General features: G+C 63.9%; 11 protein-coding genes and 1 pseudogene. 11 read left to right on the forward strand and 1 reads right to left on the reverse strand.

The genetic code is table 11. The annotated features are described in order from the left end of the window. The 7 genes from AC1RQF_RS17590 to AC1RQF_RS17620 all read left to right on the forward strand — a co-directional run. On the forward strand, positions 1-600 hold a 600-nt coding region (locus tag AC1RQF_RS17590; RefSeq protein ID WP_492872602.1), incomplete at its 5' end, for an ISL3 family transposase. A gap of 172 nt (positions 601-772) precedes the next feature. Then, a complete protein-coding gene (locus tag AC1RQF_RS17595) occupies positions 773-1,738 on the forward strand; it encodes an ABC transporter substrate-binding protein (protein ID WP_273999243.1) in 966 nt (321 codons plus the stop codon). Between the two features lie 156 nt (positions 1,739-1,894). Beyond that, positions 1,895-2,791 carry an ABC transporter permease gene (locus tag AC1RQF_RS17600; RefSeq protein WP_273999242.1) on the forward strand — a complete coding sequence of 299 codons (897 nt, stop codon included), beginning with the start codon at positions 1,895-1,897 and terminating at the stop codon, positions 2,789-2,791. Between the two features lies 1 nt (position 2,792). Next, complete coding sequence (locus tag AC1RQF_RS17605) at positions 2,793-3,587, forward strand: ABC transporter ATP-binding protein (protein ID WP_273999240.1); 795 nt, start codon at positions 2,793-2,795, stop codon at positions 3,585-3,587. Between the two features lie 570 nt (positions 3,588-4,157). Then, positions 4,158-4,469 (forward strand): FkbM family methyltransferase, encoded by a 312-nt coding sequence (locus AC1RQF_RS17610; RefSeq protein ID WP_492872603.1) that lies wholly within the window; start codon positions 4,158-4,160, stop codon positions 4,467-4,469. Further along, positions 4,453-4,686, forward strand: coding sequence for an FkbM family methyltransferase (locus AC1RQF_RS17615; protein ID WP_492872604.1), 234 nt, complete (start codon positions 4,453-4,455; stop codon positions 4,684-4,686). Before AC1RQF_RS17610 ends, AC1RQF_RS17615 begins: the two co-directional genes overlap by 17 nt. Further along, positions 4,635-4,817 (forward strand): hypothetical protein, encoded by a 183-nt coding sequence (locus AC1RQF_RS17620; protein WP_492872640.1) that lies wholly within the window; start codon positions 4,635-4,637, stop codon positions 4,815-4,817. Before AC1RQF_RS17615 ends, AC1RQF_RS17620 begins: the two co-directional genes overlap by 52 nt. Here AC1RQF_RS17620 and AC1RQF_RS17625 read toward each other — a convergent pair. Next, positions 4,784-5,800, reverse strand: a complete 1,017-nt coding sequence (locus AC1RQF_RS17625) for a sensor histidine kinase (protein ID WP_492872605.1) — start codon at positions 5,798-5,800, stop codon at positions 4,784-4,786. The two genes, AC1RQF_RS17620 and AC1RQF_RS17625, sit on opposite strands and share 34 nt — an antisense overlap. A 204-nt stretch (positions 5,801-6,004) precedes the next feature. On the opposite strand from AC1RQF_RS17625, the gene imuA reads away from it, so the two are divergent. The 4 genes and pseudogenes from imuA (at position 6,005) to AC1RQF_RS17645 (ending at position 12,325) form a co-directional block, all read left to right on the forward strand. Further along, entirely contained in the window at positions 6,005-6,727 is a 723-nt protein-coding gene (imuA, locus tag AC1RQF_RS17630) for a translesion DNA synthesis-associated protein ImuA (protein ID WP_273999234.1), read from the forward strand. Further along, a complete protein-coding gene (locus tag AC1RQF_RS17635; RefSeq protein WP_492872606.1) occupies positions 6,651-8,129 on the forward strand; it encodes a Y-family DNA polymerase in 1,479 nt (492 codons plus the stop codon). Before imuA ends, AC1RQF_RS17635 begins: the two co-directional genes overlap by 77 nt. Before the next feature lie 6 nt (positions 8,130-8,135). Next, positions 8,136-8,963, forward strand: a pseudogene (locus AC1RQF_RS17640) (PHP domain-containing protein); the annotation flags it as partial. A 212-nt stretch (positions 8,964-9,175) separates the two neighbouring features. Next, positions 9,176-12,325, forward strand: coding sequence for an error-prone DNA polymerase (locus AC1RQF_RS17645; RefSeq protein ID WP_273999232.1), 3,150 nt, complete (start codon positions 9,176-9,178; stop codon positions 12,323-12,325). Positions 12,326-12,447: the final 122 nt, after the last annotated feature.

Consider the following 12,447-nt stretch of genomic DNA (forward strand, 5'->3'; position numbering starts at 1 on the left):
CGCATCGAGGCGGTCGCCATCGATATGACGACCGCCTATGAGCTGGAAATCAAGGCGAACTGCCCGCAGGCGGAAGTCGTCTATGACTTGTTCCACGTGGTGGCCAAGTACGGACGTGAAGTCATTGACCGGGTACGAGTCGATCAGGCCAATCAGCTTCGGCACGACCGTCCTGCGCGCAAAGTACTGAAGTCGAGCCGCTGGCTGCTGCTGCGCAATCGCCAGAACTTGCGGGCAGATCAGGCGGTACATCTGAATGAACTGCTGGAAGCCAACCAGCCGTTGCTGTGCGTCTATCTGCTACGCGATGAACTCAAGCGACTCTGGTTCTACCAGAGACCCGCCTGGGCTCAGAAGGCATGGGGACAATGGATCAGGCAGGCTCAGCAGAGCGGCATTACGCCGCTCAAACTGTTCGCTGAACGCCTGCAAAGCTACTGGCACGGCATTCTGGCTCGCTGCAAACACCCGCTCAATACCAGCGTCGTCGAAGGCATCAACAACACCATCAAGGTTATCAAGCGTCGGGCCTACGGCTACCGGGATGAGGAATACTTCTTCCTCAAGATCCGCGCTGCCTTCCCCGGTAATCCGCGATGAACCTTTTTTCATGGGCGCGCCGGATGGGTGCGCGCCTCGAAATTCATATTAATGGAATGGTATGCTCGTGCGCTGGCTGACGATCGCATGACAGGCGCGCGCGTCATGCGACGCGGCCCGATTCACCCTATAGAACCCAAAACCCAGAACCGATACCGGGGGAGACTCATACATGAAGCGTTTCAAGGCAGTGGCCGTCCAATCGATCCTGGCGGGCGCGGTGTCGCTCGCGATGCTGTCCGGCGCACACGCGCAGACCGTCAAGGTCCTGTCGATCGTCGACCACCCCGCGCTCGATGCGATCCGCGACGGCGTGCGCGCGGAGCTGAAGGCGTCCGGCTACGACGGCGACAAGCTCAAGTGGGAATACCAGAGCGCGCAGGGCAATACCGGCACCGCCGCGCAGATCGCCCGCAAGTTCATCGGCGACCAGCCCGACGTGATCGTCGCGATCGCGACGCCCGCCGCGCAGGCCGTGGTCGCGTCGACCAAGAACGTGCCGGTCGTCTACTCGGGCGTGACCGATCCGGTCGCCGCGCAGCTCGTGAAGGGCTGGGGGCCGTCGGGCACCAACGTGACGGGCGTGTCCGACAAGCTGCCGCTCGACCGCCAGGTCGCGCTGATCAAGCGCGTGGTGCCGAAGGCCAAGACGGTCGGGATGGTCTACAACCCGGGCGAGGCGAACTCGGTCGTGGTCGTCAAGGAACTCAAGGATCTGCTCGCGAAGCAGGGGATGAGCCTCAAGGAGGCGGCCGCGCCGCGCACCGTCGACATCGCGTCCGCCGCGAAGAGCCTGATCGGCAAGGTCGACGTGATCTACACGAACACCGACAACAACGTCGTGTCCGCCTACGAGGCGCTCGTGAAGGTCGCGAACGAGGCGAAGATCCCGCTGGTCGCGGGCGACACCGACAGCGTGAAGCGCGGCGGCATCGCGGCGCTCGGGATCAACTACGGCGATCTCGGCCGCCAGACCGGCAAGATCGTGGTGCGGATCCTGAAGGGCGAGAAGCCGGGCGCGATCGCGTCCGAGACGAGCAGCAACCTCGAACTGTTCGTCAACACGGACGCGGCCGCGAAGCAGGGCGTCACGCTCTCGCCCGACCTCGTGAAGGAAGCGAAGACGGTCATCAAGTAAGACGCGACGCATGCGCCGCCGCGCGAGCGGGCGGCGCGGTTGCGCGGGCCCTACCGGGCCACGATAGAACAGGCGGACGGCGCGCCCGACCCGGGCCCGCCGCCGATGCCGACCGGGCGCGGCACGCGTGCCGCGCCCGCAACAGGATTCCCCATCATGTCTTTGTTTTCGTTGCTGGGCGCGCTGGAGATCGGCCTGATCTTCAGCCTCGTCGCCCTCGGGGTGCTGATCTCGTTCCGCATCCTCAACTTTCCCGACCTGACCGTCGACGGCAGCTTTCCGCTCGGCGGCGCCGTCGCCGCGACGCTGATCGCGGCCGGCCATGATCCGTTCACCTCGACCCTCGTCGCGATCGCCGCGGGCGCGTGCGCCGGCTTCATCACCGGCTGGCTCAACGTGCGCCTCAAGATCATGGATCTGCTCGCGAGCATCCTGATGATGATCGCGCTGTACTCGGTCAACCTGCGGATCATGGGGCGGCCCAACGTGCCGCTGATCACCGAGCCGACCATTTTCTCGGTGCTGCAGCCCGACTGGATGCCCGACTACGTGCTGCGCCCGGCCCTGCTGTGCGTGGTCGTGGTGGTCGCGAAGCTCGGCCTCGACTGGTTCTTCTCGTCGCAGCTCGGCCTCGCGATGCGCGCGACCGGCGCGAATCCGCGCATGGCGCGCGCGCAGGGAATCGCCACCGGCCGCGCGACGCTCGCCGGGATGGCGCTGTCGAACGCGCTCGTCGCGCTGGCGGGCGCGCTGTTCGCGCAGACCCAGGGCGGCGCCGACATCTCGATGGGGATCGGCACGATCGTGATCGGCCTCGCCGCCGTGATCATCGGCGAGACGCTCCTGCCCGCGCGCCGGCTGGTGCTGACGACGCTGGCCGTCGTGATCGGCGCGATTCTCTATCGCTTCTTCATCGCGCTCGCGCTCAACAGCGATTTCATCGGCCTGAAGGCGCAGGATCTGAACCTCGTCACCGCGCTGCTCGTCACGGTCGCGCTGGTGCTGCCCGCAACCCGCAAGAAGTTGTTCGCGCGCAAGAACGGAGGGGCATGAGATGCTGTCCGCACACGACCTGAAACTCACCTTCAATCCCGGCACGCCGATCGAGACCCGCGCGCTGCGCGGCCTGTCGCTGGAGATCCCGGACGGCCAGTTCGTCGCGGTGATCGGCTCGAACGGCGCCGGCAAATCCACCTTCCTGAACGCGATCAGCGGCGACCAGCCGGTCGACGCCGGCCGCATCTCGATCGACGGCGCCGAAGTCACGCGCCGCCCGGCGTGGGATCGCGCGCACCTCGTCGCGCGCGTGTTCCAGGACCCGATGGCGGGCACCTGCGAGGCGCTGACGATCGAGGAGAACATGGCGCTCGCGACCGCGCGCGGCGTGCGGCGCGGCTTTCGCCCGGCGCTCAACCGCGCGTCGCGCGAGCTGTTCCGCGACAAGCTGCGGCTCCTGAACCTCGGGCTCGAGAACCGCCTGGCCGATCGCATCGGCCTGCTGTCGGGCGGCCAGCGGCAGGCGGTGAGCCTGTTGATGGCGTCGCTGCGGCCGTCGCGGATCCTGCTGCTCGACGAGCACACCGCGGCGCTCGACCCGAAGACGGCCGCGTTCGTGCTGGAGCTGACCGCGCGCATCGTCGCCGAGGGCAAGCTGACGACGATGATGGTCACCCACAGCATGCGGCAGGCGCTCGACTACGGCGATCGCACGGTGATGCTGCACCAGGGGCAGGTGGTGCTCGACGTGGCCGGCGACGCGCGCAAGGGCCTCGACGTGCCCGACCTGCTGCAGATGTTCGAGAAGGTGCGGCACGAGCGGCTCGACGACGACGCGCTGCTGCTGGGGTGAAGCGCACCGTGGGGGCGCGCGTGGTGCGTCCCCACGGTGTCGGGCCGGGCGTTCGCTCCATGAAAGAGGCGGCTCCGGACTGATCTTCAAAGGTTTTCCTGCGGGACTTATCGGTGATGCAGGCGTGATCCGAAGAGGGTGGAATAAATTAAACGAACAGACTCTTCGGCGGCATTCGACGCCGAACATCCATGATTCGCTGCGGGTGCGAATAGTGCACGACAGGCGCGTGGATCTGCCCTCGTCTTCCGACTGGCGGCCACCGATTACAGGCGAGACGTAACCGGGCGCGGATATGATTCACGCCGGGCGAAGCCCGGGCGTCGAAAATCTCCCGGGCCTCGCTGTGTATTATTGAAATCCTGCGCGAAGGTGCGTGAATAAATATTCAACGAGGGATGTTCGTGAAAGTTGCTTACATATTGGCGTCAACGAGTCACGGAACGCTTATCGTCAACAGAAATGACGAAAATCGTAGCGAAGCGTACGGCACCTACGGTGTAGGGTGGGATTCTGGAGACCGGGGGATTTTATAAGAGCGACGTCGAACTGCTCAATTCGATCCTGAGGATGAAGGTGCGCGCGCTCGGCGGCCGGCGGCCTGTCGTGGCAATCGACTGCGGCGCGAATATCGGCGTACACACGATAGAGTTTGCGCGGGCGCGGGCGCTGGGCGATGCGGGCAGCGTCATCTCGATCAAGGCGCAAAAGCCGGTTTACTATGCGCTGTGCGGAAACATCGCCATCAATAATTGCTTCAATGTCGACGCCAGAAACGCGGCGATCGGCGGCGAGGTCGGATCGTTGAAGGTGCCGTTCGTCGATTACCACCGGAAATCCAGTTTCGGCAGCCTGGAGCTGGTGCATGGTAAAAAAGAATGAGGATATCGGCCAGCAAATCAACTACGGCGCGGGGTACGACGTTCCGTTAATCACGCTCGACTCGTTAGACCAGCCGCATGTCGACCTCGTTAAGATCGATGTCGAGGGCATGGAGGAGGCGGTCATTGCCGGCGGGCTGGAAACCTTGCGGCGTCCCGCCCGGTCTTGTTCATCGAGAAGATCAAGTCGAACCTCGGCAGCATGCATCGGACGCTGATCGATTTCAAATACGACATCCATGATCTCGGCCCCAACATTCTCGCAGTATCGAGCGATGAGCCGGCATCGCGGGAAATCCGCGCCTTGATCGACGCTCAGTTCGAATCACCCCCGTCCGGCGACGCCTGACCGGGTTGCGCATCGTGCGTGACGAGCGATTGGCAGGGGAGCGTGACCATGAAGGCCGTGCCCTTGCCGACGTCGCTTTCCACGGAAATATCTCCACCCAGGACTTCCACGAGACCTCGCACGACCGCGAGGCCCATGCCGTATCCGGAGACCCCCGGGCTATCCTGAAACTGGCTTTGAAAGAATGGCGAGAACAGGAAATTGATCTTGTTCCTGTCGATGCCGATTCCCTCGTCGATGACTTCAATTTTTGCGTGCGAACGGCCTGACTCCGCAAGAATCCCGCATCTTATTTCGACGACGCCATGTGGCGAGTACTTGATCGCATTCTCGACGAGATTGTCGATGATCTGTTGCACGCGTTGCTCGTCGGAGAGGAATGTCGATAGGGACGTGTAAAACGTGGCCTGAAGCCGGATGTCCTTTTTATCGGCCATCGGCTTGAATCGGCGGACAGCTTCGGCGGCGATCGAGCGAAGATCGATCGGGGCGGTGCGCAGGTTGATCTTGTGCGTCTTGAACCGCAGGTAGTCTGTCAGATCCCGCATATGGGTTTCGATGTGCTTCACCGCCTGGTCGATGTTGATCACGGCGAGCATCAATTCGCGGCTGGTGGCGTAGTGCGAGATGTTTTCCGTGGCGGACACGATCGTCTGCAGCGGGTTGCGGAGTTCGTGGTTGATCGCGGCGAGAAACACCTGCTTGGTGTGCGACACCTGATGGGCCGTTCGCAGCGCCCGGCCGAAGTTCTGGATCGATCGGGAAAAGATCAGGATTGCAACGAAAAACAGCACGGAGACGCCGATGTTGCTGTAGAGCAGAATGTTTCTGTTCCGCAGCGCCTGGGCCGGCAGCGCATCGCGCCGTCTGACTTCGGAGAGTCCGATCACGCTGACGAAGCGGGCGTAGGCCGTCTCGAAGATGGCGGACGTATCGATCAATGAATCGGTCACGGGTGCTCCGCCCGCCGGAAAGCGAGCCATCAACGCATCCATCTCGGAGACGGCATGGCTGAGATCCTGAATGATCGATGAGGTCGGCCAGGCCGCGAAGATGTCGCGGTGCCGAGCGACGGGACCTGCAGGATTTCAAGGGCGGGAGTCGCCAGCAAACCCGGGGCCGGCATGGACTGTGCGCAACATCGTCATTGTCCTATACTGTATAAATATACAGTTATGGGTGGCGTCATGCCCGCATCCTCCGTTCTTCCCGAAACCCTTCATCCGTCCCTGTGGCGCGGCTCCCAGCTCGCGCGCGGCGTGCCGCGCACGATCGAGACCGGCCATCCGTCGCTGTCGGCCGAGTTGCCCGGCGGCGGCTGGCCGCTCGGCGGGCTGACCGAGCTGCTCGTGCCGCAGGCCGGCTGCGGCGAGCTGCGCCTGCTCGCGCCGGCGCTCGTCCGGGCCGTCAGCGCGCAGCGGCCGCTCGCGCTCGTGCAGCCGCCTCACGTGCCGGAAGCGCGCGCGCTGGCCCGGCTCGGCCTGCCGCGCGACGCGCTGCTGTGGCTGCGCGCCGCGCGCAGCGCGGATGCGCTGTGGACGGCCGAGCAGATCCTCAAGGCCGGCTGCTGCGGCGCGCTGCTGCTGTGGCAGCTGGATACGCGGCCCGAGGCGCTGCGCCGGCTGCACCTCGCGGCCGCGCGCGCGTCCGCCACCCTGTTCATCATGCTGCGGCCGCTGGCCGCCGCGCAGCAGCCGTCGCCGGCGCCGCTGCGCGTCGCGCTGCGGCCCGAGCCCGGCGGCATCGCGGTCGACATCATCAAGCGCCGCGGGCCGGCGACGAGCGGCGCGCTGTCGCTCGCGCTGCTGCCGTCGCCGATCCTGGGGAGCCGTCATGCGCGTTTTTCTCGGCGTCCATCTGCCGTCCCTGCCGCTGGACGTGTTCCGGCCGCGGCAGCCGATGCCGCCTGAGTCCGATTCCGGCTGCGCAGTGCTGGAGCAGGGCGTGGTGTTGCGCGCGGACGCGGCGGCGCGCGCGGCGGGCGTGCGCGTGGGCATGAAGCGCGGCGGCGTGCTGACCGTCGCACCCGCCGTGCGGCTGCTCGAACGCGATCCGGCGCGCGAGGCGGACGCGCTGCGCGCGGTCGCGCTCGCGTTGCTGCGCTTCGCGCCGAACGTGACCCTGCAGGACGAGGCGACGCTGCTGGCCGAGATCGGCGCGAGCCTGCGGTTGTTCGGCGGCCTGCCTGCGCTGTGCCGCGCCGCGCGCGCGGCGCTCGCGACGCTCGGCTATCGCGCGCGCATCGGCGTCGCGCCCACGGGCGGCGGCGCGTGGCTGCTCGCGCGCGCCGGCCTGCGGCGGCCGCGCCGGGTGTTGCGGCGCGCGTCGCTCGAGCGTGCGCTCGCCTGCGTGCCGTGCGCGCTGCTGCCTGCGGCCCGGCCGTTCGCGGCCTGGTTCGACGGGCTCGGCTGCCGTACGCTCGCCGACCTGCGCCGTCTGCCGCGCGCCGCATTGCAGCGGCGCTGCGGCACCGCGCTCAGCGGCGCGCTCGACCGCGCCTACGGCGATGCGCCGGAGCTGTTCGAATGGCTGCCGGTGCCGCCGGTGTTCGATGCGCGGCTCGAGTTGCCGGAGCGGGTCGAGCACGCGGAGGCGGTGCTGTTCGTCGCGCGGCGGCTGATCGTGCAGCTGGGCGGCTGGCTGGCCGCGCGGCAGCTGTCGCTCACGGCGTTCGAATGCCGGCTCGAACATGAGCGCGGGCGGCACGCGCTGCCGCCGACCGTGCTCGAACTCGCGTTCGCCGCGCCGACGCGCGACGAAGCGCACTGCGTGCGGGTGCTGGGCGAGCGGCTCGCGCGTGTGCCGCTGCCGGCCGCGGTGATCGCGGTGCGCCTCGTCGCCACGCGCGTGGTCGAGGCCGCGCCGCCGCCCGACGATCTGTTCCCGGAGCCGGGCGGCACGCCGGAGGCGCGCGCGCGCCTGTTCGAATTGCTGGGCGCGCGGCTCGGCGCGCACAACGTGCTGCGCGCCGCGCCCGTCGACGACTACCGGCCCGAGGTCGCGAACCGCTGGATTCCGCTCGGCGAGCCGTCCGGCCGGGCCGGCGAGCCCGCGCACGCGGCGCCCCGGCCGGCCTGGCTGCTGGCCGAGCCGCTGCCGCTCGCGGAGCGCGACAACCGCCCGGTGTACCGCACGCCGCTCACGCTCGCATCGGCGCGCGAGCGGATCGAGGCGGGCTGGTTCGACGGCGCGCCGCGCGCGCGCGACTACTACGTCGCGCAGGACGACGCGGGCGCATGCTACTGGGTCTATCACGGCCGGACGGCGCATGACGGCGAGCCGGGCTGGTTTCTGCACGGTTTCTTCGGGTAGGCGGCGATGCTGAGCACGCTGCCGGCGCCGCCCGATTACGCCGAGCTGTTCTGCCGCTCGAATTTCTCGTTCCTGCACGGCGCGTCGACGGCCGACGAACTGGTCGAGCGCGCGGTCGCGCTGCGCTACCGCGGCCTTGCGATCACCGACGAGTGCTCGCTCGCGGGCGCGGTGCGCATGCATGTCGCGGCGAAGGCGGCGGGGCTGCCGCTCGTGGTCGGCGCGTATTTCGAGGTCACGCCCGACGAGGACGGGCAGGGCTTCGGCCTCGTGCTGCTCGCGCGCGATCGCGATGGCTACGGCAACCTGTCCGAGCTGATTTCCTGGCTCAGGATGCGCGCGCCGAAGGGCACCTACCGGCTCGCGCGGCAGGAGCTGGCGGCGCCGCCCGAGGCCTTCGCGCACCTGCGCGGCATGCCCGGCTGCTTCGCGGTCCTCGTGCCGCGCTATCCGGCCACGGCCGATCAGCTGTGCTACGAATATCCGCGCGAGATCGTGCCGCCCGGCCATACGCCGGCCACCTATCTGGCGCAGGAAACCTGGAAGGGTGCGCAGGCGCGCTATCCGTACGGCGTGCCCGGGAAGGTGCGCGAGCGCATCGAATACGAGCTGACGCTGATCGCCGACCTGAAATACGAGGCGTACTTCCTGACGGTCTACGACATCGTCAGCTACGCGCGCAGCCGCGACATCCTGTGCCAGGGGCGCGGCTCGGCCGCGAACTCGGTGGTGTGCTACTGCCTGCGCGTGACCGAGGTCGATCCCGAGCGCAGCACGCTGTTGTTCGAGCGCTTCATCAGCCGCGAGCGCGGCGAGCCGCCCGATATCGACGTATATAGCCCCCTTTTTTCTACCGATGAGCGGCACGCTTGCCTGCCAGCCTTTTGCCTCGGTACTTCACCCCCTTAGATGAATCGGTAGATATACGGAATCAATCGGGATAGCGCGAAAGAGCATCGCTTCCCGGAGCGCCGGCCACACAGAGCGCTCGGATGTCTGACGGATGTCCTGTTCAACGGAAATGTTCTACATCGGTTGTAAATCTCATGGACACATTGCCTCTCTCGTTGCCGGCATATGCCGAGCTCTTTTGCTTATCGAACTTCACTTTCTTGGAGGGGGCTTCGCATGCAGAGGAGCTGGTCAAGCGAGCCGCCCAGCTGGGTTACTCTGGGATTGCCATCACGGACGAATGCTCTTTGGCGGGAGTTGTACGGGCACATGTAGCAGCCAAGGATCTAAATTTTCCGTTGGTCATCGGGTCGTACTTCAAGCTGACTCAGGCCGATTCGTCGCCGGCTTTTGATCTGATCTTGCTTGCACAGAACCGCGAAGGGTATGGCAATCTCTCCGAGCTCATCACGCTGGCACGCATGCGCTCACCCAAAGGTGGATATCGCCTCATGCCACAGGACCTCTTGAAACCGGAGAAGGTGCATGCCCATCTGAGAGGAATGCCAGGGTGCCTCGCAATCTTGATTCCCAAGTTCCCCGCGGATCCGGAAGTGTTGGATGCCCAAGTTGAGTGGCTATGGGAGACGTTCCCCGGGCGTGCATGGGTCGGCCTATGTCTGCATCAGCGCGCCATGGACAATCTTCATGCTGGTGTTGTCGAACACATAGCGTATGGCAATGGTGTCCCAGTTGTTGCAGTCGGGCATGTAACCATGCATGTCCGTTCCAGGAAGCCGCTGCAGGACACAATGACGGGGATCCGTATAGGTAAGCCTGTTGCAGAGTGCGGCTATGAGCTTGCACCGAATGCCGAGCAGCATTTGCGGGCGCGGATACGTCTGGCGCATCTCTATCATCCAAACGCATTAAGCGAGACGGTCGCGATCCTTTCGCGTTGCGGGTTCTCGCTCGATGAGTTGCGTTACGAGTATCCCGATGAGCTAGTACCGGCTGGACTCACACCAACTGAATATCTGCGACAGGAAACGTACATGGGAGCGCATCGTCGCTTCTCGAGCGGCATCCCTCTCAACGTGCAAGCGCAGCTCGAACATGAGCTCGAACTGATCACGGAGTTGCGCTACGAGCCATACTTTTTGACCGTATATGACATCGTCAAATTTGCTCGTAGCGAAGGAATTCTCTGCCAGGGGCGTGGATCAGCTGCGAATTCTGCAGTCTGTTATTGCCTTGGCATAACGGAGGTGGATCCTGCACGATCAACGATGTTGTTCGAACGGTTCATCAGCCGGGAACGTAATAGTCATCCGGACATCGATGTCGATTTCGAACATCAAAAGAGAGAAGCCGTCATGCAGTACATCTATCGAAAGTATGGTCGTGACCGTGCGGCTATTGCTGCCGCGGTATCGACGTACCGTGCAAGAGGCGTGCTTCGGGATGTAGGGAAAGCAGTCGGTGTTGATGCCCAGATTGTCGATCGAGTTGCCAAGGCGCATCACTGGTTCGACGGTACGGCAGATTTACTCGAGCGATTTACAGAGTCAGGGTTGGATCCATCAGCACCCGTCATTCAGACATGGGCATCGCTTGCCGCTCAGCTGTGTGGTTTTCCTCGGCATCTTTCTCAGCACTCCGGTGGCTTTGTCATCAGCCGAGGCAAGTTGTCACGCCTTGTACCGATTGAGAACGCGGCAATGCAGGATCGTAGCGTGATCCAGTGGGATAAGGATGATCTCGAGTCGCTCGGGTTGCTCAAAGTGGATGTGCTGGCGCTGGGAATGTTGAGCGTCATTCGTCGGGCGCTTGACCTCATATCCCTGGACCGCGATCAGCCATTTGAGATGCAGGATATCCCGTCAGAGGATCCGGAAACGTACGACATGATCTCGAAGGCAGATACAGTCGGGGTATTCCAAATCGAGTCGAGAGCGCAACAGTCGATGTTGCCGCGATTGAGACCACGGACGTTCTACGATCTTGTGATTGAGGTGGCGATCGTGCGGCCTGGCCCGATTCAAGGTGGTGCTGTTCATCCATATTTGAAGCGACGTCAAGGAATCGATCCGGTCAGCTATCCAGGTAAGGATCTGGAAACAGCATTAGCTCGAACGCTTGGCGTGCCGATTTTTCAGGAGCAAGTGATGCAGGTTGCAATTCTTGCGGCCGGCTTCTCTCCTGGCGAGGCAGACGGGCTGAGGCGCGCGATGGCAGCTTGGAAGCGTAAAGGAGGGCTGGAGCCTTACCACGACCGCTTGGTGAGCGGCATGTTGATACGTGGCTATGAACGAGAATTTGCCGAAGCGATTTTTGCCCAGATCAAGGGGTTCGCCGACTATGGCTTCCCGGAAAGTCATGCGGCAAGCTTTGCGTTGCTTGTCTACGTCAGTAGCTGGTTGAAGTGTCATGAGCCCGAGGCGTTCCTTGTCTCGTTGCTTAATAGCCAGCCAATGGGGTTCTACTCTCCATCGCAGCTCATCCAGGATGCGAAGCGCCATGGGGTCACGGTCTTGCCTGCAGACGTCACGATCAGCAACTGGGAATCGTCACTGGAGTATCGCGAGCAGGGGGGACGCCCGGTTGTTCGGCTTGGTCTTTCTCTTCTGCATGGGATGCGAGCGGAGGCGGCTGATCGTATTGAAATGGCACGATCCGTTGAGGCCTTTTCGTCGACGGTCGATTTGGCTCGGCGAGCTCAGTTGGATCGACATGATTTGCATGTTCTGGCTAGGGCCGATGCCCTTGCGTCTCTGGCTGGCAGCCGCCGAAGTGCACTGTGGGAATCCGTTGCCGCTGTTCCCGACAAGGATCTGCTTGCTTCAGCAAATGTGGTTGATGAAACACCGGATCTCGGATGGGCATCCGAAGGGAACGAGATACAGAGTGATTACCAGTCCATGGGGTTGACGCTTCGTCGACATCCTTTGGCGTTGCTGCGTCCGATGTTGCATGCGAAGAGGCTCATGCCGGCCACGACGTTAAACACCTACCCAAACGGAAGGCTTGCGCGCGGATGCGGGTTGGTTACGGTACGACAGCGGCCGGGCACTGCGAAAGGCGTAATCTTCATCACGCTTGAGGACGAAACCGGAAACGTGAACGTTATTATCTGGCCCAAGTTGCTGGAGAGACAGCGTAAAGAAATCCTCGGTGCTAAGCTGTTGGCGGCGTTGGGCGTCTGGCAAAGCGTTGAAGGGGTTCAGCACCTGGTCGCCAAACGTCTGGTAGATCTGTCACATCTTCTAGGCGAGTTGCCGACAGTCAGTCGTAACTTTCATTAGAGAGAAGTCTAGGAAGGGACTGAACCGCGCCGAGTTCTGTGGAGGCTCCAACTCTTGAGAGAATGGGGCCATGAACAAGAAGCCAAGCAAGTTTTCCCCGGAAGTCCGAGAGCGCGCAGTGC

Source organism: Burkholderia sp. GW821-FHT14F03 (assembly GCF_058803765.1).

What these genes read in the sequence shown, in the direction of transcription:
- imuA (WP_273999234.1), top strand. Translation starts at nt 6,005, where the DNA reads ATGCCCGCATCCTCCGTTCTTCCCGAAACCCTTCATCCGTCCCTGTGG.
- AC1RQF_RS17615 (WP_492872604.1), top strand. Translation starts at nt 4,453, where the DNA reads ATGGTAAAAAAGAATGAGGATATCGGCCAGCAAATCAACTACGGCGCG.
- AC1RQF_RS17645 (WP_273999232.1), top strand. Translation starts at nt 9,176, where the DNA reads ATGGACACATTGCCTCTCTCGTTGCCGGCATATGCCGAGCTCTTTTGC.
- AC1RQF_RS17605 (WP_273999240.1), top strand. Translation starts at nt 2,793, where the DNA reads ATGCTGTCCGCACACGACCTGAAACTCACCTTCAATCCCGGCACGCCG.
- AC1RQF_RS17595 (WP_273999243.1), top strand. Translation starts at nt 773, where the DNA reads ATGAAGCGTTTCAAGGCAGTGGCCGTCCAATCGATCCTGGCGGGCGCG.
- AC1RQF_RS17600 (WP_273999242.1), top strand. Translation starts at nt 1,895, where the DNA reads ATGTCTTTGTTTTCGTTGCTGGGCGCGCTGGAGATCGGCCTGATCTTC.
- AC1RQF_RS17625 (WP_492872605.1), bottom strand. Translation starts at nt 5,800, where the DNA reads ATGGCTCGCTTTCCGGCGGGCGGAGCACCCGTGACCGATTCATTGATC.
- AC1RQF_RS17610 (WP_492872603.1), top strand. Translation starts at nt 4,158, where the DNA reads ATGAAGGTGCGCGCGCTCGGCGGCCGGCGGCCTGTCGTGGCAATCGAC.
- AC1RQF_RS17635 (WP_492872606.1), top strand. Translation starts at nt 6,651, where the DNA reads ATGCGCGTTTTTCTCGGCGTCCATCTGCCGTCCCTGCCGCTGGACGTG.